General features: G+C 36.3%; 18 protein-coding genes, 1 pseudogene and 1 other annotated feature. Of the genes and pseudogenes, 4 read left to right on the forward strand and 15 right to left on the reverse strand.

The window, feature by feature from the left end:
- The 7 genes and pseudogenes from Q5O30_RS02165 to gatC form a co-directional block, all read right to left on the reverse strand.
- Window positions 1–359: pseudogene (locus Q5O30_RS02165) on the reverse strand (hypothetical protein); the annotation flags it as partial.
- A 237-nt stretch (window positions 360–596) separates the two neighbouring features.
- Window positions 597–1,457 carry a phosphoribosylaminoimidazolesuccinocarboxamide synthase gene (locus tag Q5O30_RS02170; protein ID WP_021952122.1) on the reverse strand — a complete coding sequence of 287 codons (861 nt, stop codon included), beginning with the start codon at window positions 1,455–1,457 and terminating at the stop codon, window positions 597–599.
- A gap of 206 nt (window positions 1,458–1,663) precedes the next feature.
- Window positions 1,664–3,094, reverse strand: coding sequence for an adenylosuccinate lyase (gene purB, locus Q5O30_RS02175; protein ID WP_021952123.1), 1,431 nt, complete (start codon window positions 3,092–3,094; stop codon window positions 1,664–1,666).
- A 27-nt stretch (window positions 3,095–3,121) separates the two neighbouring features.
- Entirely contained in the window at window positions 3,122–4,564 is a 1,443-nt protein-coding gene (gene purF, locus Q5O30_RS02180; RefSeq protein WP_021952124.1) for an amidophosphoribosyltransferase, read from the reverse strand.
- 813 nt (window positions 4,565–5,377) lie between these two features.
- The gene (gene gatB / locus Q5O30_RS02185) at window positions 5,378–6,808 is read right to left on the reverse strand and encodes an Asp-tRNA(Asn)/Glu-tRNA(Gln) amidotransferase subunit GatB (RefSeq protein WP_021952125.1); all 1,431 of its coding nucleotides are present in this window, start codon (window positions 6,806–6,808) and stop codon (window positions 5,378–5,380) included.
- An 11-nt stretch (window positions 6,809–6,819) separates the two neighbouring features.
- Entirely contained in the window at window positions 6,820–8,292 is a 1,473-nt protein-coding gene (gene gatA, locus Q5O30_RS02190) for an Asp-tRNA(Asn)/Glu-tRNA(Gln) amidotransferase subunit GatA (RefSeq protein WP_021952126.1), read from the reverse strand.
- Window positions 8,293–8,322: 30 nt separating this feature from the next.
- Window positions 8,323–8,619 (reverse strand): Asp-tRNA(Asn)/Glu-tRNA(Gln) amidotransferase subunit GatC, encoded by a 297-nt coding sequence (gatC, locus tag Q5O30_RS02195; RefSeq protein WP_021952127.1) that lies wholly within the window; start codon window positions 8,617–8,619, stop codon window positions 8,323–8,325.
- Between the two features lie 236 nt (window positions 8,620–8,855).
- On the opposite strand from gatC, the gene Q5O30_RS02200 reads away from it, so the two are divergent.
- The 4 genes from Q5O30_RS02200 (at window position 8,856) to Q5O30_RS02215 (ending at window position 13,896) form a co-directional block, all read left to right on the forward strand.
- Window positions 8,856–9,821 (forward strand): glycosyltransferase family 2 protein, encoded by a 966-nt coding sequence (locus Q5O30_RS02200; RefSeq protein ID WP_021952128.1) that lies wholly within the window; start codon window positions 8,856–8,858, stop codon window positions 9,819–9,821.
- Entirely contained in the window at window positions 9,822–12,131 is a 2,310-nt protein-coding gene (locus Q5O30_RS02205; RefSeq protein WP_021952129.1) for a polysaccharide pyruvyl transferase family protein, read from the forward strand.
- 9 nt (window positions 12,132–12,140) lie between these two features.
- Window positions 12,141–13,097, forward strand: coding sequence for a lysylphosphatidylglycerol synthase domain-containing protein (locus Q5O30_RS02210; protein WP_021952130.1), 957 nt, complete (start codon window positions 12,141–12,143; stop codon window positions 13,095–13,097).
- Between the two features lie 151 nt (window positions 13,098–13,248).
- On the forward strand, window positions 13,249–13,896 hold the full coding sequence (locus tag Q5O30_RS02215; protein ID WP_021952131.1) for a phosphoribosyltransferase: 648 nt from the start codon (window positions 13,249–13,251) through the stop codon (window positions 13,894–13,896).
- A gap of 208 nt (window positions 13,897–14,104) precedes the next feature.
- Here Q5O30_RS02215 and Q5O30_RS02220 read toward each other — a convergent pair whose 3' ends face one another.
- From Q5O30_RS02220 to Q5O30_RS02255, 8 genes are all read right to left on the reverse strand, one after another.
- Window positions 14,105–14,650: a TIGR01440 family protein gene (locus tag Q5O30_RS02220; protein WP_021952132.1), complete on the reverse strand. Its 546-nt coding sequence runs from the start codon at window positions 14,648–14,650 to the stop codon at window positions 14,105–14,107.
- Between the two features lie 107 nt (window positions 14,651–14,757).
- Window positions 14,758–16,248: a glycerol kinase GlpK gene (gene glpK, locus Q5O30_RS02225; protein ID WP_021952133.1), complete on the reverse strand. Its 1,491-nt coding sequence runs from the start codon at window positions 16,246–16,248 to the stop codon at window positions 14,758–14,760.
- 233 nt (window positions 16,249–16,481) lie between these two features.
- Entirely contained in the window at window positions 16,482–17,267 is a 786-nt protein-coding gene (locus tag Q5O30_RS02230; protein WP_021952134.1) for a peptidoglycan DD-metalloendopeptidase family protein, read from the reverse strand.
- Window positions 17,268–17,322: 55 nt separating this feature from the next.
- Entirely contained in the window at window positions 17,323–18,339 is a 1,017-nt protein-coding gene (locus Q5O30_RS02235; protein WP_302674535.1) for a SpoIID/LytB domain-containing protein, read from the reverse strand.
- Window positions 18,340–18,438: 99 nt separating this feature from the next.
- Window positions 18,439–18,960 (reverse strand): hypothetical protein, encoded by a 522-nt coding sequence (locus Q5O30_RS02240; protein ID WP_118589887.1) that lies wholly within the window; start codon window positions 18,958–18,960, stop codon window positions 18,439–18,441.
- A gap of 425 nt (window positions 18,961–19,385) precedes the next feature.
- Window positions 19,386–21,863 carry a glycogen/starch/alpha-glucan phosphorylase gene (locus tag Q5O30_RS02245; RefSeq protein ID WP_021952137.1) on the reverse strand — a complete coding sequence of 826 codons (2,478 nt, stop codon included), beginning with the start codon at window positions 21,861–21,863 and terminating at the stop codon, window positions 19,386–19,388.
- Between the two features lie 81 nt (window positions 21,864–21,944).
- Window positions 21,945–25,103 (reverse strand): isoleucine--tRNA ligase, encoded by a 3,159-nt coding sequence (gene ileS, locus Q5O30_RS02250; RefSeq protein WP_021952138.1) that lies wholly within the window; start codon window positions 25,101–25,103, stop codon window positions 21,945–21,947.
- 285 nt (window positions 25,104–25,388) lie between these two features.
- Window positions 25,389–25,617, reverse strand: a binding site (T-box leader).
- Window positions 25,618–25,696: 79 nt separating this feature from the next.
- Window positions 25,697–26,256 (reverse strand): type III toxin-antitoxin system ToxN/AbiQ family toxin (locus Q5O30_RS02255; RefSeq protein WP_370553099.1); only part of this gene is annotated, 560 nt, incomplete at its 5' end.

The raw sequence follows: 26,256 nt of genomic DNA on the forward strand, positions 1-26,256 counted from the left end.
GTTGATTTAGCCATATCAGCTGTCTGATCCTGTGCACTACCACCATCAAATACAACTTTCTTTCCGTTTACTTCTATCTGTCCCTCAAAATCGAATACAACAGATGAGTCATCTTTAACTGTTCCCTTCTTTTCAGTCTTAGTAGTTGAATGACTTGATAAATCTGAATCTATAGATGACTGCACTTCTTTATCTGTTACGGCTATATCATCCTCATATACTACCAATCCCTTATAATCTGCCAATGAGATTGTTCCGTAATCTGTGGCAATTCCCTTTGAGTCCTTTGAAGAACCACATCCTACAAAACTTAATGCCATAGTTGCTGACAAAGCAACTGCTAAAAATTTCTTAAACATTTTACTAGTTTCTCCTCTTTTAAATTTTGTGCTTAGCTTCTAATTTCATACATAATGCATAAAATCAATCGCTCTTTTAACACATATGTCATTAATTTTACCACATTTGTTTAATTATTAAAAGTGTTTATTTTTAATAATTAAACTGTTCGTAAAGATACAAAAAGTACAGATAGTGCTAACAACTATATGTCAACGCTAACTGCACTCTTCTGTTTATATTACGTAAAGATAATATTAAAGCTTCTTTCCTGTAATTTTCTCATATCCTTCGAGATAAATTGCAATTGTTTTGTCTTCAACTTCTTTTGGAAGTGTCCAATTGTTATCCTTGTTTGCCTTAAGCCAGTCTCTTGCAAACTGCTTATCAAATGAAGGCTGTCCATGTCCCGGTTCATATACATCTGCCGGCCAGAAACGTGAACTGTCAGGTGTAAGCATTTCATCACCAATAACAATGTTTCCATTTTCATCCAAGCCAAATTCAAACTTTGTATCTGCTATAATAATACCACGCTCTAATGCGTAATCTGCACATTTCTTATAGAGAGCAATTGTGTAATCTCTGATTTTTGAAGCATATTCCTCACCTTTACCAGGGAATTCCTTTTCTAATACTTCAATACTTTTTTCGTATGAAATATTTTCATCATGATCACCAATTTCTGCTTTTGTTGATGGTGTGTAAATCGGCTCAGGCAATTTATCTGATTCCTTTAATCCCTCAGGAAGTTTAATTCCACAAACTGTTCCATTTTCCTGATAACTTGCCCAACCACTACCTGTAATATATCCGCGGACAATACACTCTATTGGAAGCATCTGAAGTTTCTTGCACATCATGCTGTTTCCATCAAACTTAGGCTGTCTGAAAAATTCAGGCATATCATTTACATCAACTGAAATCATATGATTAGGTACAATATCTTCTGTCATGTCAAACCAGAATTTTGACATCTGTGTAAGAACTGTTCCCTTCTTTTCAATTACATTTTTAAGAATTACATCAAAACAGCTGATTCTGTCAGTTGCAACCATAATAAGGCTGTCACCATTGTCGTAAATTTCCCTAACTTTTCCTTCTTTAATAGGTTTCATTTTGTTTCCTCTCTTTCATTTTATATTCTGCATATCGTGTAAATCCACGAATTGCTTCGTTGCTTCGCAACTTGCGCAATTCTGCACACATGCGGATTTTCAAAATTTTCTTGCGAAAATTTTTTCATCCTTATGTGTTTGCAGGTTGTTAATAAAATAACTTTTCTCAGCGAGCTGGAAAAGTTATTTTATTTCAACCTTTGGATTTACACGTTTATTTCCGCGCTCATTCCAAGTATGTCTTTGTTTGCCTCTAAAATAGGATTTATTTCATTGGCAAGGAATTCGTCTACCTGTTCAGGTGAACGTCCCACATACTTACTTGGATTCATGGTTTTCTGAAGGTCTTCTAATGACATATTGAAAGCTTCATCATTAGCAATAAGTTCAAGGAGGTTGTTATCAAGCCCCTTCTGCTTAACGTTAGCTCCTGCCTCCATTGAAAGTTCACGGATTTTCTCGTGAAGTTCCTGTCTGTCTCCTCCTGCCTTAACTGCATCCATCATAATATTTTCTGTTGCCATAAACGGAAGTTCACTCATAAGTCTCTTTTCAATAACCTTATCATAAACAACCAATCCATCTACAACGTTTAAGTACAAATCTAAAATTCCATCAATTGCAAGGAATGATTCCGGAACACTAAGTCTCTTGTTAGCTGAGTCATCTAATGTTCTCTCAAACCACTGTGTAGCTGATGTAATGGCAGGATTTAATGCTGTAACCATTACATAGTTAGCCAATGAAGCAATTCTCTCGCTTCTCATTGGATTTCTCTTATAAGCCATAGCTGATGAACCAATCTGATTTTTTTCAAAAGGTTCCTCAATTTCCTTTAAGTGCTGTAATAATCTGATATCATTTGAGAACTTGTGAGCACTTGCTGCAATACCTGCTAATATATTAAGAACTCTTGTATCCATTTTTCTTGAATATGTCTGTCCTGATACAGGGAAGCACTTCTCAAATCCCATTTTCTTTGCAATTTTCTTTTCTAATTCTTTAATCTTTTCATGGTCACCCTCAAAAAGTTCAAGGAAACTTGCCTGTGTTCCTGTTGTTCCCTTACTTCCTAAAAGCATCATTCCATCTAATACATAATCTAAATCATCTAAATCAAGCTTTAATTCCATAAGCCATAATGTTGCTCTTTTACCAACTGTTGTAGGCTGTGCCGGCTGAAAATGTGTAAAGGCAAGTGTAGGCTGTGATTTATATTTATCAGCAAACTTAGCTAATTCATTAATTACATTTATAAGTTTCTTTCTAACAAGTTTAAGGGCTTCAGTCATTACAATAATGTCTGTATTGTCCCCAACATAACATGAGGTTGCACCAAGGTGAATAATTCCCTTAGCTTTAGGACACTGCACACCATATGCATACACATGTGACATTACATCGTGACGTACGATTTTTTCTCTTTCTTTTGCAACATCGTAATTAATGTCTTCTGCATGTTCCTTTAACTCGTCAATTTGTTCCTGAGTAATGTTGAGACCTAACTCCATCTCTGATTCTGCAAGGGCAATCCATAATTTTCTCCATGTTTTAAATTTCATGTCAGGTGAAAAAATGTACTGCATTTCTTTACTTGCATATCTCTCTGATAATGGACTGTTATATCTGTCGTTCATAAATCCTCCTTGTTGCGCTTTGCGCTGTTATTTCTGATATACGCCTCTAATATCTTCAGTAGGCGGTTCTAACGGATATTCTCCCGTAAAGCAACCTTTACATATAGCCTGTCCTCCGGACAGTTCCTCTAATCGTTCAACCTTTAAATAACCAAGGCTGTCACAACCGATTACATCTCTTATTTCATCTATGGTTCTATGATTTGCAATAAGCTGATCCTTAGATGGAATATCTGTTCCAAAGTAACATTCACTGATAAATGGCGGTGAACTGATACGCATATGAACCTCTGTAGCTCCTGCATCTCTTACCATCTGCACAATTCTGTCACTTGTAGTTCCTCTTACAATTGAGTCATCAATCATAATAACTCTCTTGCCTTTTACTACTTCCTTTAACACATTTAATTTAACACGTACACTTGACTCCCTGCTTTTTTGCTGTGGCTTAATAAATGTACGTCCCACATAACTGTTTTTAACAAATGCTGTTCCATAAGGTATTCCTGACTGCATTGCGTATCCCATTGCTGCAGCATTTCCTGATTCCGGAACACCAACTACTATGTCTGCATCCACCGGACTGTCCATTGCCAAGAACTTACCTGCCATAATTCTTGAGTCGTAAACATTTACGCCATCAATATATGTATCCGGTCTTGAAAAATATATATATTCAAAAACACATCTTGCCTGTTCATCCGGTTTAAGACACATAGACTTGTCAGAACGTATTCCTTTTTCGTCTATGGTTACTACCTCTCCCGGTTCAACGTCTCTTACAAATTCTGCACCAATAGTATCAAGGGCACAGGTTTCTGACGCAAGAATGTAAGCGTTATCTCTTTTTCCAATGCAAAGGGGTTTAAATCCATATGGGTCTCTTGCACCAATTAATTTTCTAGGGCTGGATACAACTAAAGCATAGGCACCTTTAAGTTTTTTCATTGCATTTACTACTGCCTGCTCAGCTGTTTTGGTTTTGATTCTTTCTCTTGCTATAAGATAAGCAATAACTTCTGAATCGATGGTTGTTTGAAAAATAGCTCCTGTATATGCTAATTCTTCACGAAGTTCATTGGCATTAATAAGATTTCCGTTATGGGCAAGCATCAATGTACCCTTTACATAGTTAAGTACCAATGGCTGTGCATTACCTGGAATGCTGTCACCTGCTGTGGAATATCTGCAATGTCCCACGCCTATATTTCCCTTTAGACTGCTAATATTATTCTGGTCAAAAACTTCATTTACAAGTCCCATTCCTTTTAACAGGTCTACTTTTCTCGGGCCTTTGGTGTCTGATACTGCAATACCACAGCTTTCCTGCCCTCTGTGCTGGAGTGCAAATAATCCATAGTAAATAGTGGAAGCAATATCATTGCCATCAAAATCATAAATACCGAACACTCCACATTCTTCATGAGGCTTATCCGGTTCCCAAGTCATACTAACATCTCTCTGTTCCATTATTTTCTCCCTCAAAAAAATAAAAGAGAAGAATGAAAATAAATCTATTTATTTTTCACCTTTCTCCTTCATAAGTCTAAAATATTTTTCAGTTGCGGCTTTGACACCACGCATACATTATAATTCTAAGGTGAAAGAAAATCAATACTGATTTTGAAGGTGAAGATGCATGCGTAAGATGCGTGTTTTTGAAGCACTTTTGAAGTGGAAGATGCGTGGAAGATGCAAGGGAAATACAAAAGTAATGCTTGATGTGAGGGTTCTGTAATAGTTGAAATTAACTCTAGTGAGGTGTACCGGGCTACTACATAATAAATAAAATATGAATTTCTACCGGGATATAACTATAAAATTGCTTTTTCCCGGTTTGTTTGACTACTTATAACCGGTGAATGACCGACTCCTGCCAGGATTTCTCTATGAAATTGCTATTTTCCTGGTTCATTTCTTTGATTACAGCCGATGAATGGCCGACTACTACCAGGATTTTCATGTGAAATTGCTATTTTCCTGGTCATCCTCCATGATTATAACTTGTGAAGCAACAATTTCTACCAGGATATTCTCACAAAATCACAATTTTCCTGGTTAATTGTCTTGTCCATAACTATAAACAAAAAAAGGATCAAATCCTGCCTAATCGCAGAACTTAACCCTTTTATGTTTTGAACTTAATTCTTTTATAGTCATCTGGGAATGATACAATTTAAAATTCCTATAGATTTTTTAAATTGTCCCTGGCATGGGTTCAATCCAAAACACCTATTACCAGAACACCCTTTCCCTATTCCTCTATTTAATTTGCTGTCTTAATTATAAAAGTTCCTTTAATAATTTATTTACCACTGCCGGATTTGCCTTGCCCTGGGTTGCCTTCATAGTCTGACCTACTAAAGCACCAATTGCCTTACCTTTTCCGGAGCGTACATCTTCCACTGCCTTTGGATTTTCCTCAATAACTTTCTTTACTATTTCTCTTAAAGCATCCTCGTCGTTATCCTGCTTCATGCCATGTTCTTCCACGTACTTTTCAGGATCAACGTCTGTCTTAAACATTTCTTCAAAAACTTCTTTTGCAGCGCCTCGGTTGATAACACTATCTTCAATAAGCTTAATAAGCTTTGAAAGATTTGCTGCTGAGAACTTTATCTGGTCAGGATCAATGCCTTCCTCCTTGCAAAGTCTCATTGTTTCGCCCATAATCCAGTTACTTACTTCTTTAGGCTTGTTGCCAAGGGCAACTGTTTCTTCAAATAAATCAGCTAAAGGCTTATACAATGTGATAATATCCGCATCATATTCAGGAAGTTCAAACTCTTCCACATATCTTGCCATTTTTTCGTCTCTAAATTCAGGCTCGCGGGATTTTACTTCCTGAAGCCACTCTTCACTGATAATTACAGGAACTAAATCAGGGTCAGGGAAATATCTGTAATCCTGAGCATCTTCCTTCGAACGCATTGCGTAGGAATACTCCTTTGTATCATCCCATCTTCTTGTTTCCTGAATAACCTTCTCACCTGCTTCAATTAAATCAATTTGTCTTTCCGTTTCATTTTCAATGGCACGGGCAATTGCCTTAAATGAGTTAAGATTCTTCATTTCAGTTCTTGTACCAAATTCCTTAGCTCCAACCTCTCTGACTGATAAGTTTACATCAGCTCTCATGGAACCTTCATTAAGTTTACAGTCAGATGCTCCAAGATACTGAATAATCAGGCGAAGCTTTTCAAGATAAGCAACAACCTCATCTGCACTTCTCATATCCGGTTCAGATACAATTTCAATAAGAGGCACACCTGAACGGTTTAAATCCACTAATGAGCAATCGTAAAAATCGTCATGAATTAATTTTCCCGCATCTTCCTCCATATGAATTTCATGTATCCTAACCTGCTTAGTTTCTCCATTATCACCTTTGATTTCAACGTATCCGTTAGTACAAATAGGCTTGTACAACTGGGAAATCTGATAGTTTTGTGGATTGTCCGGGTAGAAATAATTCTTTCTGTCAAATTTTCCGTTTCTTGTAATGTCACAATTTGTAGCAAGTCCTACTGCCATTGCGTACTCAACCACCTGCTTATTTAAAACAGGGAGTGAACCCGGCATACCTGTACAAACAGGGCATGTATGTGTATTTGGTGCTCCTCCAAATTCCGTTGAACAGGAGCAGAATATTTTTGTTTTCGTTGCTAACTCTACATGAACTTCAAGTCCAATGACTGTCTCGTATGCTTTCATTTTGCTCCCTCCTAATCTCTTTCTTTGGCAATATCACATCTGTTGTAGTCTCTTGACTGTTCAAATGCATATGCTGCTCTTATTATATTATTTTCCTTAAAGCAGTCTCCAATAATCTGCATTCCAATTGGAAGTCCCTTACTATCCATGCCGCAAGGAACCGAGATTCCCGGAAGACCTGCTAAGTTGACGGAAATAGTATATATATCTCCAAGGTACATTTTAATCGGGTCTGACAAACTATCCCCTAACTTTGGTGCTGTAGTAGGTGCCGCCGGTCCGATAATCACATCATACTTAGCAAACGCCTCATCAAAAGCTTTCTTTATTAAGGCTTTTGTTCTAAGTGCCTTTAAGTAATATGCATCATAATATCCTGAACTTAAAACAAATGAGCCAAGCATTATTCTTCTTTTTACTTCCTCACCAAATCCTTCAGAACGTGTTTTTTTGTACATATTGTGAAGACCATCATATTCCTTAGTTCTATAGCCATATTTTACTCCGTCAAATCTTGCAAGGTTTGAGCTTGCCTCTGCTGCCGCAATAACATAATATGCAGGAATGGCATATTCAACCAGACTTAAATCAAACTCTTCAACTATGGCACCTTTTTCTTCTAATACCTTTACGGCATTCATTATGCTTTCTTTTACTTCTTTATCAAGACCTTCTCCAAAATAATCCTTTGGGATACCAATCTTCATTCCCTTCACATCATCTACAAGGGCTGATGCAAAATCATATTTTTCTCTTTTAACTGATGTAGAATCCTTTGAATCATATCCTGCTATTGTTTCAAGAATTGTAGCACAGTCAGTAACATCCTTTGCTACCGGTCCAATCTGGTCAAGAGATGAACCATAGGCAATAAGTCCGTAACGGGAAACTGTTCCGTATGTTGGCTTAATACCTGTTACTCCACAGAAAGAACTTGGCTGTCTTATGGAACCACCGGTGTCTGAACCTAAAGCGTATGAACATTCCTCTGCTGCAACTGCCGCACAGGAACCACCTGAAGAACCTCCCGGAACATGTTCCGTATTAAATGGATTCTTTGTTACTCCATAATAGGATGTTTCCGTTGTACTTCCCATGGCAAATTCGTCCATGTTAGTCTTTCCTATTATAATGGCACCGGCTTCTTCTAACTTCAAAACCGCTTCTGCCGTATATGTGGGATAAAAATTTGAAAGAATCTTTGAACTACATGTAGTTAAAACATTCTCTGTACACATATTATCCTTTATTGCCACAGGTACACCTGCAAGAGGTGATGTAAGTTTTCCTGCATCAATCTTTTTCTGCACTTCTTCTGCTTTTTTTAAAATCTCTTCCTTATTTAAAACAGTAACATAACTGTTAATGTTTTCCTCCACTGCTTCAATCTGGGCGAATGCATCAAAAACCGCATCTTTAACCTTAACTTCGCCGCTCTTAATCTTCTTTCCCAGTTCAACAGCTGTTAAACTCATTAAACTCATATACAAATCTCCTAATGTTTATAAAAACTATTATTCTTCAAAAGTTTTTGGAACTACAAAAGCACCATCTCTTTCTTCCGGTGCATTCTTTAATATATTGTCCCTGTCATCGCCATTTGTTACAACGTCTTCCCTGAATACATTGCTAACAGGAAAAACATGACTCATAGGCTCAACACTGCTTGTATCTAATTCATTTAACTTATCAATATAGTCAAGCATTTTCCCCATATCTGCTTTTGCTTTTTCCTTTTCTTCGTCAGACAATTCCAGCTTTGCCAAAATTCCAACATACTCAATTGTTTCATCTGAAATGATATTAGCCATCATTACCTCCTTGTACTATGCCCTCCACACAAAAAGGCATAATTTTTACACTTAACTTATATCTTAAAAAATATCTAATCAAATGTCAATTTTAATTAGAAAGAAGTTAATAATAATTAGTATCATATTCACATCATAATTAAAAATTTGTTACGTTGACATTTTTCGTCACGGGACTTATACTAACTCTATCTATGTGATTATGGATAAAAGAAACTATTAATAAGGAGAAAACAATGAAACTTATTATTCAGGTGCCTTGTTATAACGAGGCAGAAACTTTGGAAATCGCTTTAAATGATTTGCCTAAACACATTGACGGTATTGACACAATCGAATACTTAATTATCAATGACGGCAGTGCGGATAATACTGTAGAAGTTGCAAAGAACTGGGGAGTAAACTATGTAGTAAACTTTAAACAGAATAAAGGCCTGGCTAAGGGATTTATGGCAGGACTTGATGCATGTCTTAGAAATGGTGCAGATATTATTGTAAACACTGATGCTGATAATCAGTATTGCGGAGATGATATTGAGAAACTTGTTCGTCCTATCTTAGACGAAAAAGCTGACATTGTAATAGGTGAACGTCCTATTGATAACACGGCACATTTCTCACCTTTAAAGAAAAAACTTCAGCATTTAGGAAGCTGGACTGTAAGAGTTGCATCTCATTCAGATATTCCTGATGCTCCTAGCGGATTTAGGGCATACAGCCGTGAAGCTGCTATGAGACTTAATGTTGTAAATGAATACACATATACTTTAGAGACTATTGTTCAGGCAGGAAGAACAAAGATGGCAATGACATCTGTTCCTATCAGAACTAACCCTGAACTTAGAAAATCAAGATTATTCAGTAGTATGTTTGGTTATGTTAAGCGTTCCACTGTTACTATTGTAAGATCATTTATGATGTACAAGCCTCTTAAGTTCTTTGGAATTATAGGTGGAATCCTTTTTCTTTTAGGTGTTGCCCTTGGAATAAGATTCCTTGTATATATGTTTATGGGAAGTGGAAATGGTCACATCCAGTCGCTTATATTAGCAAGCACATTCATTCTTATGGGTGTTCAGACATTTATTATTGCACTTCAGGCTGACAACATTGCAGCTAACCGAAAGATTCTTGAGGATGTACAGTATCATGTACGTAAATTAGATTATGATTCTGAAAAAGACAAGCAGGAGCAGAAATAAATGAGAGACGTTTTTATCGGCATTACTGCAGCTTCATACAGTGGTAACAAGGGAGCTGCCGCAATGCTTCAAAGTTCAATAAAGCAGTTGCATGATATTTACGGCGACAGACTTAACATTAATCTTATGTCTGTGTATCCGGGCGAGGACAAAAAGCAGTTGCCTTACGACTTTATTAATATAACTTCTACCAAACCGGAACAGCTTCTATTTATAGCTTTTCCTTTGGCAGTTTTATATAAGCTTTTAAAATGGTGTCCTCCTATAAAAAAACTTATTGCAAAAAATAAAATAATAAAAACTTACTTAAAAACCGATTTGGTTGTAGACGAAGCAGGTATTTCTTTTGTAGACAGCCGTGGATTTGTAATGAACACATACGCTTTTGTATGTGCCGCTGTTCCTATGCTTGTAGGAACTCCCGTTGTTAAATATTCACAGGCTCTTGGTACTTTCAAAAATCCATATAACAAATTTCTTGCTAAATGGATTTTGCCAAAGTTAAAACTTATCTGTGCCCGTGGTCAGAAAACCTATGATAACCTTATGGGCATCGGCGTTAAGGATAATGTAAAGCTCTGCGCCGACGGAGCTTTTTCCATGGAAGACAGTCCATATTGGAATGAGGAAGTAAACAGGGTTTGCAGTGAAGATTCTTTTTACAATGACAATGTTGTGGGGCTTTCCATTAGTTCAGTTGTGGAGAAGAAATGTACAAAAATGGGAATTGCCTACAAGGATACCATGGTTTCTTTTATTAACTGGTTAAATTCTAAAGGATATAATGTTGTTCTAATTGCCAATGCTGCAAGAGTTAACAGTGAAAAGTCAAGAAACAATGACCTGATGGTGGGAGATGCCATTTATGCTGATGTAGCTGACAAGGATAAGGTTCGCTGGTATCACAAGGAAATGGATGCAGAAGAAATCAGGGCATATATCGGAAAATGCCGTTTTCTGGTAGCTTCAAGATTCCATGCCATGATTGGTTCCCTTGAGCAGAAGGTTCCTGTACTTCTTATTGGCTGGAGTCATAAATATCAGGAAGTTCTTGATATGTTTGAGCTGGGTCAGTACGCCATTGACTTTTCTAAATTGGAATTGTCAGAGCTTGAAAAAAGCTTTAACGACTTTGTTTCAGCAGAAGATGATATTCGTAAAAAGCTTGACAAAAATCTTGACAGTGTTCTTGCAAGTTCAAGAAATAATATTAAATACATTAGCGAAATCATTGACGAAATTATGGCAAAGCCTTACAAAAAAGCTAAACTTCTGGATTTTAAAAACCCTGATAAATATATCGGTCCTCATATAGGATGTAAGAAGGGATATGGAACCAATGAGGGAATCAGAGCCAATGCAGCTTCCGGCGGTATGGTTACATCATTACTTTGTAATCTGTTAAAGCACGGAGACATTGATGGTGCATGGGTCACTAAAACTGATTTTGTAAACGGTGAATTAACATACAAGACTTATGTTGCAACTACAGAAGAAGAAATACGCGATGCTTCATCTTCTGTTTACATGACTATTCCTCTTCTAAAACATATTGATGTAATAAAGAATTTTAACGGAAAAGTTGCGGTTGTTATGACACCTTGTATGCTTCGTGGATTAGATGCCATACTAAAAAAGGACGATGCTTTAAGAGAGAAGGTTGTTCTTAAACTTGGATTATATTGCAGTGGTACCCACTCACCAAAAGCTACTACTCTTTCCATGGAGAAGTCAGGCATTCCATCTGTGGATGCTACCCGTCTTTATTACAGACGTGGACATTGGCGTGGTACCTCAAGTGTTATATACAAAGACGGCAGCGAAAAGCAGTTTTCATATTCAAAAACTATTTGTGCTTACAAAAATGCCTACTTTTTTGAAAAAGACAGTTGTATGTACTGTCAGGATCACTATGCTAATTCCAGTGATATAAGCTTTGGTGATATTTGGCTTAAAGAAATGAAGGGCAATCCTATTAAACACACAAGCTGTGTTATCAGAACTCAGAAGGCTTATGATTTTCTTGAACGTGCCATTAAAGACGGTGACATTTATGCAGAGCATATTAGCGACAGAGATATGGTAAGAAGCCAGAAACGTGCTTTAGTATTTAAGTTTAATGCTGCTAAGGCTAAGATGAATGCCGCACTTGATACCTCTGATAAATGTAAATGGAATCACAGGCTTGCCTTCCGTCTTGCAGAAAAGAACAAAAAGTATTCAGAAAAGCACTACGATAAGCTTGCTAAAAAACCAACCTGGTTTATTTACTACTATATGTGCTTTATAAGGGTACTTCTTAGTTTTTAGGAGATTATAATGAAACAATATTTTAAAAATAACAAAGATAAAATTCTCAAAATAAGTAAAATTGTTTTCCTTATTCTTGTAGTGATTTTTCTTGCAAAATATTTTGCCACAAACATTGATGACATTAAGAAGCTTGATTTTAAAATGAACTGGGGTGTTTTTGCCCTGTCAATGATTTTCTATTTTATTTACAAGATAACTCTTGCGTCACTGTGGCATTATATAACTTATTTAAATGATTCATCTATTAAATATAAGGATGCGGTAGTCAGCTATCTTTACTCCATTCTTGGGAAATACATTCCGGGGAAGGTCTTTATGTTAGCTGCACGTATTCCGGCATACGAAAAAGCCGGAGTTAAAATGAGAAAAGTTACTATATGCTTTTTCCTTGAAAACATATGCACTCTCTTAGGAGCTGCTTTTCTCTTTCTTATATCTCTGTTCTTTTTCCCTAATGCAGTTTTAAAGGATTACATGTGGGCAGTTGTTGCTCTTATTGTTGTTTTCTTTATCTGTATTAATCCAAAGATTATTAACTTCTTTTTAAGAATCCTTGGAAAAGCCATTAAGAAGGATGATATGGAAATTCCAATGACATATCTTCAGATGATTAAGGTTGTTGTTTTATTTATTGGTAACTGGCTTATAGTTGGAATGGGATTTTACATGCTTGTTTATTCCATTTATCCGGTTCCAATCAGTGAAGCCCTTTACTGTGGTGGAATTTATGGATTGTCTGCAATAATCGGTATTCTCGCCATTTTCACTGTTTCAGGTCTTGGAGTAAGAGAAGGTATCATTGCTGTTGGACTTGCTCTTATAATGCCTAACAGCTACGTTGTAATCGTATCTATTATTTCAAGATTATGGGCAACTGTGGCAGAGCTTATACTTATTTTCATTGCCTTTATAATAACTAAGATTATGGCTTTTAGGGAAAAGAAAAACATTGCAAGCAAATAAAATTATTTAATACAGATTATATAAAATACTGAAGTGGAATTTTCTCATTTCAGTATTTTTTTCATTGAAAAAAGCTTCTCTTGTATGTATAATATCCTTATAGTTATGGTCGGAATAAAACTAAATATTTACAAGCAGGGAGGACAATTCTATGATTAAAAACAAGATTGTTAAATATTATGCCAGAAAAGACAGAAATATTGCCATTAAGGTAATTAACGGTCATTTTGTTACTACACATTCACACTTAAATTATTATCTGGATATGACTACCATGAAAACCCGTCAGAACGAGGCTGAACGTATCGCCATTGCTCTAAAGGATTACTACAATGTTATGGGAAAACCTATCGATACTATTGTATGCCTTGACAATTGCGAAGTCATAGGTGCATTTCTTGCCAGTGAACTAAGCCGTTCCGGAGTATTATCCATGAACGCCCACAAGACTATTTATGTGGTTACTCCTGAGTTTAATGCCAACGGTCAGATGATTTTCAGGGATAATTTAAAGCCTGAAATTTACGGAAAAAACGTACTGCTTCTTTTAGCTTCTGCCACTACCGGCAAAACAGTAAGAACCAGTATTGAATGTATTGAATATTACGGTGGTATTCTTCAGGGGATATCCGCCATTTTCAGTGCTGTAGATTCCATTGACGGACACAGAATCGATGCTTTGTTCAGAGCTGAGGATATTCCAAACTATGAGGCATATCCATCCCATGACTGCCCTATGTGTAAAGCCGGTCAGTCTGTTGATGCCTTAGTAAACGGCTACGGATATAGCGAAATATAAAGTAAATAATTGTGATAATATAAAAATGCCCAGGTTGTATAAGGCATTGCAATGATAGAAAAAAAGACTTTGACTGTAATCAGCCAGAGTCTTTTTCTATGTCTAAAGTCCGCACAATAAAAAATGATGTAGTCCGTGTTATTCGGATTACATCACTCTTTTTAAATATGATATTATTAACTCCCGGAAAAATATATTTTTTATATTTCTACATTAATTTGTCATCATAAACAGCTCTTTCACCGCCAATATATTTTGGTCTTACTCTTGCTGCCAAAACCAGGGCTTCTCCTAACTTATTGTTTTCCAGACGTACCGGAACTGCAACCTTCTTTAAATGCATTCCTATAAGAGTGCCGCCAATATCAATTCCTGCATCAGCCTTTATTTCTTCCACCACAACAGGATTCTTAAATGTCTTATACGCCGTAGTTCCAAAAGAACCACCTGCCTTTGGCTGTGGCACAACGTTAACAATTTCTGCAAAAGGAACTGCTTCTCTCTCCACTACTATTGCCCTGTTAAGATGTTCACAACACTGTGCTGCTAAGTATATTCCCTTTTCTTCCAGCACACTGTACAATCCTTTAAACAATGCCTTGGCAACTTCCAAATTAGAATTGCTTCCTATTTTGTCACCACAAACTTCACTAGAGGAGCATCCCACCACAAGAATCTGTCCTTTTTTTAATTTTGCCTTTTCTATAATTTCATTGGCAATATTTTCTGCCTGCTTTGTAATTTCTGAATACATAATAGCCTCCTCTTTTAATGTATAAAATTCTTCCACATCAAAATACATTATAGCAGTGAATGGTATTATTAATATGCCCAATTTATGCAAAAATTATATTATCAGTTTTAAGATTCTGCGTAGAAAATAGCACAGTCTACAGCCTTTTTCCATCCTGCAATTTTCTTTTCCACAATATTTTCATCCATTTTTCTCTGGAATCTTCTGTCAATTTCCATATTCTCCACTATCTCCGCCTTACTACTCCAATATCCTGTAGCAAGTCCTGCAAGATATGCCGCACCAAGGGCTGTAGTTTCTATTACTTTAGGTCTTGCAACGGTCTTTCCTGTAATGTCTGACTGAAACTGCATTAAAAGATTGTTTGCACAGGCTCCACCGTCAACCTTTATGGAGGTTATTTCATCTCCGAAATCCTGTTCCATTGCCTTTAATACATCATATGTCTGGTATGCAAGAGATTCCAGGGTTGCCCTTACAAAATGCTCCCTTTTAGTGCCTCTTGTTATTCCCACTACTGTTCCTCTTGCTTCCTGTTTCCAATATGGAGCTCCCATACCGGTAAATGCCGGAACTACATACACTCCTCCTGAATCAGAAACCTTTGAAGCCACATCCTCACTGTCTGATGCATTGTCAATCATTCGCATTTGGTCCCTTAACCACTGAATGGATGCACCTGCCACAAACACACTGCCTTCTAAAGCGTACTCTGCCTTATCTGTAGATGCGGCAATGGTAGTAATCAAACCGTTTTTTGACTCTACCGGAGTATTGCCCGTATTCATTAACAAAAAGCATCCTGTCCCATATGTATTTTTTACATCTCCCCTGTTAAAGCACCCCTGTCCGAAAAGTGCTGCCTGCTGGTCTCCTGCCACACCGCTTATAGGAATTTTTTTGCCCAAAATATCCTCTTTAGTATATCCGAAGACTCCGCTGGAAGGCTTTACCTCCGGTAACATATTTTGGGGAATATCAAGAATTTTTAGCAAATCTTCATCCCACTTTAACTGTTTTATGTTAAAAATCATGGTTCTTCCTGCATTGGTGTAATCTGTAGCATGAATTTCACCGCCGCTTAATTTCCACATAAGCCATGAATCAATTGTTCCAAATAAGAGCTGCCCTTTTTGCGCCTTAACCTTTGCTCCCTTAACGTTGTCTAATATCCATTTAATTTTTGTTCCTGAAAAATATGCATCAGGCACTAAACCTGTTTTTTGTCTTATTTCGTCCTTATAGCCTTTAGCTATTAAATCATCAACTATATCTGCCGTTCTTCTGCACTGCCATACAATTGCATTATATATAGGTTTTCCTGTATCTTTGTCCCAAACCACTGTGGTTTCACGCTGATTCGTTATTCCTATGGCCTCTATATCCTCTCCTGTGGCTCCTGATTCCTTCATTACCTCTTCCATGGTGAGAAGCTGTGTCATCCATATTTCCTCAGGATTGTGCTCAACCCAGCCGGGATTAGGAAAAATCTGTTCAAATTCTTTATTTGCCTGGGCTATAATTCTGCCTTTTTTATCAAATAAAATAGTTCTTGAGCTGGTGGTTCCCTGGTCTAATGCCATAATATATTTTCCCATGTTCATCCTCCGTACATTAATAATCTCTAACAGAATAATTGTAATTCATTTTAATTAATTTGGCAAACTTTAGGCAATAAAAAAAAAGCTGCCATATTTGCTTTTTTGCATCTATGACAGCCAAATCTATTTAAAGCAACAGGTAAATACCTTATTGCCTGCTGCACCCTATAAATACAGCCAATAGACTTTTCATAATCTTATTCTATTCAGTTTTTAGTTAAGTGTTACTGTTAATCTTCATAATTAATAAAATTTAACGGGTCAACAGTTTCACCATCTTTAGCTATTCCAAAGTAGACATTGTCTCCTTCTTTTGTGTAATATCTTGTAGGAGAATTAACATAAGCAATTGTCTGACCTGCCTCAACATAATCTCCGGCTGCCACCTCAGGATTTACTATCTGTCCATAGGTTGCAATATACCCATTACCAATTGCCTGATTTATGCATACTCCCAACTCGTCATCTTCATCAATAGCAGTAATAACTCCGGCTGCTGCCGCTTTAATTGCAGTACCCTTAGCACTTTGGATTACAATGCCCGGATTACACTTGTATTCATTTAATGTTGAATAATATACAGTGCTTTCCATATCATAAGGGATTAATATGCTTCCCTCTACCGGCCACAACAACTTACTGTTTTTGTCAAATTTAAGAGATTTTATTTGTGCTGCAGCAGCTTCTGACAAGCCATACATATAATCATCACCTTTGGCATTTGATTCAGTGTTTTCGTCTACTACCTTATTTGCATCTGCTACATTAGTGTCATTTTTTACCGTTCCAAAGTAGCTTTCTAAATCTGCCACACGGTCCCCTTCTGTTGTTGTTTCTTCAACTACATTCTGTGCTGCTTCTACATTTTTATCATCTGCAGTAGTTGCAACGTTTTCTGCTTTTTTTAAATTAACGACATTTCTCTGACCTTTCTGTCCTATAAAATATGTTCCTGTGGCCACTACTGTTAATGCCATCACGCAGACAACGATTGCTGCAATAAATTTCTTATCCATACTCATCACCTCATTGATAGTATGACCGCTATATTACAAATTTATGCAATTAATTTTAATTTTCCACTATAGAAGCATCATAAAACCTTTCCAAAATCTCCTTCCAGGTTTTTCCTTCCCCTGCAAGGCCTGCACCATATGTAAGACTCATTCCAAAGCCATGACCTACACCTTTTGTGGTAATTCTTATCCCCTTTTCATATTCTTCAATAGTCATGTCAGTGGATTGCAATCCCAGAGCCTTTGCAAAAACACCTCCTTCCACAACCGTATCTCCGATTTTTACAATTTTCACATAGCCGCTTTTGTCCCTGTTGCTAATATCAATAAGCCCTAACAGCTCCTTTGTACTAACATTTTTGTCCACAAAAATTTCCTTCTTATCTTTATAGGCTATAATTCCCTGTTCCTTAAGCACATTTCCAAACTCCCCGGTTTCAAAATATTTTATTCCTATGTAATTTTCCTGCTGAATATCATTCCCGCATTTTTCTCTTTTTAAGTATTCATATTTTTTTCCCAGAACTTCACTGCCACTTCTGGTTTGTCCGTTACTGGTTTGATGAAATAGAGGAAGTATTATCTCACCATTACTTTTTAACACCATGCCATTTGTTTTTTTAATAATTCCATATAAGTATTGTGTATTTTCCCTGTAGGGTATGCTTTTTCCCATTCCTGATATGTTACATAATATTCCCCTTATATTTCTCAAATTATTCTTTTTATATTTAGCAAACCACATCTCCCTCAGCTTTCCATAGCTTATATAAGGTAAGGACAATTCCTTTGCATTTATTGAGTCCTTCTTTCCCATTTTATTTATAATATATGTTCTTATTACCACCGCCTGTGCCTTTAATAGCTCCTGAGGGCTGTCAATAGGTAACTGCGCCATTAATACACAGGGAATAAAATATTCTACATCTATTTTTTTTGTAACTGTATCATCAGATAAGATTACATACTTACCTGACAAAACTATATTATTATCATTTTCCGGTTTGCTATTAATCCTGCCTAAAAGCATTGTAAGTATCACCGGAAATAATATAACTAAGGTTCCATACAAAATTACATATTTATTTTTTACTTTAATCTTTTTTCTCCCATATATGTGTTCTTTATAATATATTTGTAATAATGTCAAAAAAGACGTGTACATATTACATTACAAAAGATACTTATTTACCATTTTTTCTAAAATAATCATATTGAGCGGTGAATCTGATGCCTCTAAGGTTATCAGCAGTTTTTCCCCGGGATATATCTCATTTTTCTGAAAACATTCTATTTTCTTTATTGCATTTTTCGCATATTCATAATCATCCATCATTCCAAAATGCTCCAGATAATATTCTTTTTTTGTTCTTACATTGAGTATTTTGAAATCCGGCACCACATATCCATATCCCTTTAAATACAAGGGTTGCTCGTAAACATATGGTATTTTCTTCATATATAATTTATCAGCAATTATCTTTTCAGACTTTGAGCGAACCGCCTCCCCTTTTTCAGTTATTATTGCATTATCTCCACCAATTAAAATATACTTTTCACTTACTTTACTCATGTTTTGTTCTTTTAATTCATTCTGCTCCTGTTGCCATGTAACAGCATATTCTTTATCTGATAATACATAAGGGGTTATAAACATTTTTTTCTTGTGAGAAATATCTTCATACGCCTTCATTGTCTCTTTAAACTCATATTTGTTTAGCATATTCTCTATACAATTCCGATTATTTTGAATAATTGTCCATACCCTTTTTTCATATTCTTTCTGAACAAGCTTCGGAATTATGTCCTTATTACTTTTATTAATATATTGTCGGGTTCCGTCCTCTCTTTGCCAATAATACTGATATGTATTTTTATTTTCAATAGCATAAATACTGCCCTTAGGAGCATATCTTAATTTCTTTTCACATTTACAAAATCTAGAATCCTGTAATTATCCTTATTTCACTTAAAATCAACAGAAACCGGCAGGTAAGCCTCTCATAACACATTTGCCCCAGTATGTAGCATCTCCTCAACCTGCCTTAGCTCACAAAAAAAGATATATGCAGCCCTTAAACACTGCATATATCTTTTTTTATAATTTCATATATTCAATTAGTCCATCTTTACTTCAACTTTTTGAAGATGCCATATATCATCAACATATTCTTCAATTGTTCTGTCAGATGTAAACTTGCCTACATTTGCAACATTAAGTATAGCTGATTTAGCCCAGCCTTCTTCGTTTCTGTAAGCTTCTTCTACCTTCTTCTGTGCTTCTGCATAAGAACGGAAATCCTTTAAGATGAAGTATCTGTCAGCAACACCTGTCTCTTCTTTTGTAAGAAGTGAATTGTAAATAGGTCTGAACAATTCAGGATTCTGTGGTGAATAGAAGCCGTTAATTAACTGCATAAGCACTCTTCTAATATCCATATCTGAATTGAAAATTTCCATTGGATCATATCCGCCGTTATTTTCATAACTAATAACTTCATCAGATGACATACCGAAAATAAATGCATTCTCTGCACCAACTTCTTCAACAATTTCCACATTAGCTCCATCCATTGTTCCCAATGTTAAAGCACCGTTTAACATAAACTTCATATTACCTGTTCCTGAAGCTTCTTTAGATGCAGTAGAAATCTGTTCGCTGACATCAGATGCTGCAAATATAATTTCTGCATTTGATACACGGTAATTTTCAATAAATACAACCTTAATTTTTCCGTTGATTGATGCATCATTATTAATAACATCAGCAACACTGTTTATTAATTTAATTGTAAGTTTTGCAATCTTGTATCCTGCTGCTGCTTTAGCTCCGAAAATAAATGTTCTTGGATAGAATTCCATTTCCGGATGATCTTTAATCTGATTGTACAAATACATAACATGCAAAATATTAAGTAACTGACGTTTATATTCGTGAAGTCTCTTAACCTGTACGTCAAATATTGATCTCGGGTCTACTTCAATTCCGTTATGCTGTTTAATATATTTAGCCAGACGTAATTTATTCTGATATTTAATATTCATAAACTCTGCCTGTGCCTTTTTATCATCAGCATAAATTTCAATTCCCTTAATCTTTGGAAGGTCTGTTATCCAGTCATCTCCCACCTTATTTGTAACCCAGTCAGCTAAAAGTGGATTTGCATGAAGTAAAAATCTTCTCTGAGTGATTCCGTTTGTTTTGTTATTAAACTTCTCCGGCATCATTTCATAGAAATCTTTAAGCTCCTGCTTTTTAAGAATTTCAGTATGAAGCTTTGCAACACCGTTTACTGAATAACCTGCACAAATAGCAAGATGTGCCATTTTAACCTGACCATCATAAATAATAGCCATCTTTGCAACCTTTTCGTGATTTCCAGGATACTTCTGCTCAATTTCCTGACAGAATCTCCTATTGATTTCCTCAATAATCTGGTAACATCTTGGAAGAAGTCTTGAGAACAATTCAATTGGCCACTTTTCAAGAGCTTCGCTCATAATTGTATGGTTAGTATAAGCTACGCACTTTGTTGTAACTTTCCATGCGTCATCCCATCCTAAATAATATTCATCCATTAACAGTCTCATAAGTTCTGCTACTGTAAGAGTCGGATGTGTATCGTTCATCTGGAAAACTACTTTTTCATATAATTTCTTTATATCATCATGATTTTTCAAATATTTCTTAATTGCTGTCTGAAGTGAAGCAGAAACAAAGAAATACTGCTGTTTAAGTCTAAGTTCTTTTCCTGCATAATGATTGTCATTAGGATAAAGAACTTCTGTAATTGTCTTTGCCAGATTTTCCTGCTCAACTGCTGCCATATATGCACCCTTGTCAAACTCTTCAAGGTTAAAATGTACAACAGGCTCTGCATCCCATATTCTAAGGGTATTTACTACATTATTTCCATATCCAACTATAGGCATATCGTAAGGAACAGCCATTACTGCCTGATATCCTTCCTGAACAAAGAAGTTTCTTCCATCCCTGTATTCAATATTAACGTGACCACCAAATCTTACTTCACATGCATATTCTTCACGTTTAATTTCTAACGGATTAATATGTCTTAACCAATCCTCCGGAATTTCCTTCTGGAATCCATCTTCAATCTTCTGCTGGAACATTCCGTATTTATATCTGATTCCACATCCATATGCCGGATAATTAAGTGTGGCAAGGCTGTCAAGGAAACATGCTGCAAGTCTTCCAAGACCACCGTTTCCAAGAGCCGCATCAGGTTCCTGATCCTCAATAACATTAAGGTCAAGTCCCAATTCCTCAATTGCTTCCTTAATTTCATTTCTGCTTGATAAATTGATTATCATATTACCCAATGCTCTTCCCATGAGGAACTCCATAGAAAGGTAATAAAGTGTTCTCCCATCCGCTTTATCATATGCCTTCTGTGTAGCAATCCACTGGTCAATTACAATATCCTTTACTGCGTAAGCAACACATACAAACTTATGTCTGTCACTTACTTCGTCTAAAGTCTTACGATAGAGCATTTTTGCCTCATCCTTAACTCTACGCTTAAACTCTGACTTGAATTCTTCCTCTTTACTAACTAAATTCTTACTTGCCATTTTCTCTCCATTTCCAATTAGGGGAACGGTATGCTTTATACACCGTCCCCCTTAATTATAAACAATTTACTGCTCTTTTATTTAAGAGATCTTCTCAACGCCTAAACTTACGTTTTCACCGTTGATATTCCACTCTTTACTATACCCACTCATTTTACCAAATTCTACCTTTTCTGCCAACACTTCTAATTTAATTTCGTCAAGATTGTTGTTAATAATGTCCTCAATTTTAGCATTTTTATCTACATTCACTATAATCTTATCCATTACTTCAAATCCGGCTTCCTTACGCATTGTCTGAATCTTACTGATAACTTCTCTTACAAAGCCTTCTTCAATAAGCTCTTCTGAAAGATTTGTGTCAAGAACTACTGTTACATTGCCATCACTTTCTGAAACGTAGCCTTCAACCTGTGCCATATCTATAAGTAAATCCTCTTTCTCAAGAACCACTTCATTTCCGTCAAAATCAAAGGTCAACGGTTCACCGGCATTTATTTTATCCATTGCTGCATTTCCGTCAAGGTTTGCCAATGCTTCCTTAATCTTCCCTAAGAATTTACCGTATTTAGGTCCTACTGTTCTAAGCTGTGGTTTAAATGAGTAAGATGTAAACGCTCTTACATCCTCAGTAAACTCTACTTCTTTTATATTCAATTCTTCTGTAATTATTTCCTTAAAGAATTCAGGTAATTCAAATCCTGCCTTTACAAACATCTTTCCAATAGGCTGTCTGTTTTTGATATTTGATTTATTTCTGCAGGCACGTCCAAGAACTACTATCTTAAGAACTCTTTCCATGTTTTCTTCTAATTCTTTGTCAATGTGAGCTTCATTAACCTTCGGGAAGTCACAAAGATGAATTGATTCTTTAGCACTCTTATCCACGCTTCTAACTAAGTTCTGGTAAATATCCTCTGTCATAAACGGAATCATAGGTGCTGCTGCCTTTGCTACAGTAACTAAAGCTGTATAAAGTGTCATGTAAGCATTAATCTTATCCTGTGGCATATCCTTTGCCCAGAATCTTTCTCTTGAACGTCTTACATACCAGTTTGACATTTCGTCAACAAAATCGTCTAGTGCTCTTGCAGCCTCAGGGATTCTGTAATTTCCAAGATTGTCATCTACAGCCTTAACCATAGAATTCATCTTTGACAATAACCACTTATCCATTACTGATAATTTATCGTAATCAAGAGTGTACTTAGTTGGGTCAAATTGATCAATTTCTGCGTATAATACATAGAATGCATATGTGTTCCAAAGTGTACCCATAAATTTACGCTGTCCTTCTTCCACTGCCTTACCATGGAATCTGTTTGGAAGCCATGGTGCTGAATTAATGTAGAAGTACCATCTGATTGCATCTGCGCCATATTTTTCTAATGCCTCAAAAGGATCAACTGCGTTCCCTTTTGACTTACTCATCTTCTGACCGTTTTCATCCTGAACATGTCCTAAAACAATTACGTTTTTGTATGGAGCCTTGTTAAATAACAATGTTGACTCTGCCATAAGTGAATAGAACCATCCTCTTGTCTGGTCTACAGCCTCTGAAATAAAGTCTGCCGGGAACTGCTGTTCAAATAATTCCTTGTTTTCAAACGGATAATGATGCTGTGCAAATGGCATTGCACCGCTGTCAAACCAACAGTCAATAACTTCCGGTACTCTCTTCATTGTGCCGCCACATTCTTTACACTTAAAAGTAACCTTATCTATATATGGTCTGTGAAGTTCAACCTTTGCGTCATCCGGATTTCCACTTTTTTCTGCTAACTCTGCCCTGCTACCAATTGATTCCTGACATCCGCAGTCACAGCATTCCCAAATATTAAGTGGTGTACCCCAATAACGGTTTCTTGAAATGCCCCAATCCTGAACATTTTCAAGCCAGTTTCCAAAACGTCCTTCTCCAATTGATTTTGGAATCCAGTTAACTGTATTATTATTTGCAACTAAATCATCTTTAACTGCTGTCATCTTAATAAACCATGATTCTCTTGCATAGTAAATAAGTGGTGTATCACATCTCCAACAGTGTGGATAATCATGTTCAAATTTAGGTGCATCAAAAAGCTGTCCCTTAGCATCAAGGTCTTTTAAAACCTCAGGGTCTGCTTTTTTAACAAACAGACCTGCAAAAGGTGTCTCTTCTGTCATTTCACCCTTATCATTTACAAACTGTACAAATGGCAGTTCGTATTTACGTCCTACATTGGCATCATCCTCACCAAATGCCGGTGCAATATGAACAATTCCTGTACCATCACTCATTGTAACGTATGTGTCACATGTTACATAGAAGCCTTTCTTTCTCTGCTTGTCTGCCACCTGCTTAGCGCAATCATATAATGGCTCGTATTCTTTTCTTTCTAAATCAGCACCCTTCATAGTTTCAAGAACTTCGTATGCCGGTGCATCATCTGTAGCTAATTTTCCAAGTACGTTATCTGCTAAAGCTTCTGCAATATAATATGTGTAACCGTCATTAGCCTTAACCTTAATATATGTGTCGTTAGGGTTTACACACAATGCAACGTTAGATGGAAGTGTCCAAGGTGTTGTTGTCCATGCAAGGAAATAAGCATCCTCTCCTACCACCTTGAACCTTACTATTGCTGAACGCTCCTTAACACTCTTATATCCCTGTGCCACTTCCTGTGATGAAAGAGGTGTTCCACATCTAGGACAATAAGGAACGATTTTAAATCCTTTATATAATAATTTTTTATCCCAGATAGTTTTAAGAGCCCACCATTCTGACTCAATAAAATTGTCATCATATGTTACATATGGGTTATCCATATCTGCCCAGAAACCAACTGTTCCTGAGAAGTCTTCCCACATGCCTTTATATTTCCAAACGGATTCCTTACACTGTTTAATGAAAGGTTCCATTCCGTATTCTTCAATCTGTTCTTTTCCGTTAAGTCCAAGTTTCTTTTCTACTTCTAATTCTACCGGCAATCCATGGGTATCCCATCCGGCTTTTCGTGGTACCATATGACCCTTCATAGTCTGGTAACGTGGAATCATATCTTTAATAACACGTGTTAATACGTGACCGATATGTGGTTTTCCGTTAGCTGTAGGAGGTCCGTCATAGAATGTATATGTTTCTCCTTCCTTACGGCTATCCATACTCTTCTTGAAAATGTCATTATCTCTCCAGAACTTCTCTGTCTGTTTCTCCCTCTCAACAAAGTTAAGATTGGTTGATACTTTCTTGTACATTTTGTACTCCTTTCATTTCTATTTTACATAAGACCGTAATGGTCAGCTTTGCTTGGTTTCGGCATTGAGCCTTGCGTACTCATAGACCTTCGGTCTATTTCGCCTGGGGCTTCGCCTCGTTTCTCCAGCATTGAGCCTTGCGTACTCATAGACCTTCGGTCTATTTCGTCGCGGGCTTCGCCCTATTCCACAGAATAAATAATCAGGGCATTATGCAAGCATATGCCTTGATTATTTATTCTGTGGAGCAAGGCTCATTGCCAACGCGTAAAAGGCTTCCGTCCTGCAAAGGACGAAAGCCTGTAATTTTCGTTTAACCACCTTTAACAGCATACTCGGAATAACCCTTTATATGTGCTCCCTTTAACGGAGGATACCGTCAACGCCTACGAAAATACTTCGGGTTGCAACTCCAGAGTGATTTTCATATATCAGCTACTCATATCCGCTCTCACCATCAACGGACTCTCTTTGATTTTTACTGATAAATTACTGTCTCTATCAAAGTCTTTTTTATTCATATATCAAACTTTATTTTATGATAAAGTTTGATGGTTGTCAACCATATAGTAATATAATTTATTATATAATGCTTAATAATTTTTGCTTTCCATTTTTGTAAGAGTTTTTTCTAACTTGTTAAAATCACAGCATCGTTTTTTCAAATCGTGTGAAGCGTTTCCACTTGTAATTAAATTATATAACCTGTTTGCTCTATGTATTATGTTTTCCTGATGTTGCTGACACCACTTCAACTGTTTAGCGCACAAAACTTTATAATATTTTATCGGTGCTGTATCACCCGACCTTATTTTCATATCCAATGGTACAATAACTTTCTCATTAACCGGAATCATATTATTAAAATTCAACACCCCAATCAATTTATCTCCATCATATATTTTCATAAAATCTACACTATTTTTCATATCTTTATGTTTATTTTTAGGCGAACTTAATGGAATGCAATATCTTTTATCGTTACAAACAATAACAATTCCTACAAACGGTCTCATACATTTATTAATTTGTGGTGATATTGACATTACCCTGTCATCTACCTTGGCTAAATTTCTTATATATTTCAAATCTATTTTATACAATGTAAGACGTTCCTGCCTCATAATATATTCCCTTCTACAACAGGAGGCTA

The organism is Eubacterium sp. CAG:161, assembly GCF_000432355.1.
Lineage (GTDB): Bacteria > Bacillota > Clostridia > Lachnospirales > Lachnospiraceae > Eubacterium_G > Eubacterium_G segne.

Bases quoted from the DNA above. Each gene is read 5' to 3' on its own strand.
- purF (WP_021952124.1), bottom strand. From the start codon at position 4,564: ATGGAACAGAGAGATGTTAGTATGACTTGGGAACCGGATAAGCCTCAT.
- purB (WP_021952123.1), bottom strand. From the start codon at position 3,094: ATGAACGACAGATATAACAGTCCATTATCAGAGAGATATGCAAGTAAA.
- Q5O30_RS02200 (WP_021952128.1), top strand. From the start codon at position 8,856: ATGAAACTTATTATTCAGGTGCCTTGTTATAACGAGGCAGAAACTTTG.
- Q5O30_RS02220 (WP_021952132.1), bottom strand. From the start codon at position 14,650: ATGTATTCAGAAATTACAAAGCAGGCAGAAAATATTGCCAATGAAATT.
- gatC (WP_021952127.1), bottom strand. From the start codon at position 8,619: ATGGCTAATATCATTTCAGATGAAACAATTGAGTATGTTGGAATTTTG.
- Q5O30_RS02170 (WP_021952122.1), bottom strand. From the start codon at position 1,457: ATGAAACCTATTAAAGAAGGAAAAGTTAGGGAAATTTACGACAATGGT.
- gatB (WP_021952125.1), bottom strand. From the start codon at position 6,808: ATGAAAGCATACGAGACAGTCATTGGACTTGAAGTTCATGTAGAGTTA.
- Q5O30_RS02215 (WP_021952131.1), top strand. From the start codon at position 13,249: ATGATTAAAAACAAGATTGTTAAATATTATGCCAGAAAAGACAGAAAT.
- Q5O30_RS02240 (WP_118589887.1), bottom strand. From the start codon at position 18,960: ATGAAGGCGTATGAAGATATTTCTCACAAGAAAAAAATGTTTATAACC.
- glpK (WP_021952133.1), bottom strand. From the start codon at position 16,248: ATGGGAAAATATATTATGGCATTAGACCAGGGAACCACCAGCTCAAGA.
- Q5O30_RS02230 (WP_021952134.1), bottom strand. From the start codon at position 17,267: ATGGATAAGAAATTTATTGCAGCAATCGTTGTCTGCGTGATGGCATTA.
- Q5O30_RS02205 (WP_021952129.1), top strand. From the start codon at position 9,822: ATGAGAGACGTTTTTATCGGCATTACTGCAGCTTCATACAGTGGTAAC.
- ileS (WP_021952138.1), bottom strand. From the start codon at position 25,103: ATGTACAAGAAAGTATCAACCAATCTTAACTTTGTTGAGAGGGAGAAA.
- gatA (WP_021952126.1), bottom strand. From the start codon at position 8,292: ATGAGTTTAATGAGTTTAACAGCTGTTGAACTGGGAAAGAAGATTAAG.
- Q5O30_RS02245 (WP_021952137.1), bottom strand. From the start codon at position 21,863: ATGGCAAGTAAGAATTTAGTTAGTAAAGAGGAAGAATTCAAGTCAGAG.
- Q5O30_RS02210 (WP_021952130.1), top strand. From the start codon at position 12,141: ATGAAACAATATTTTAAAAATAACAAAGATAAAATTCTCAAAATAAGT.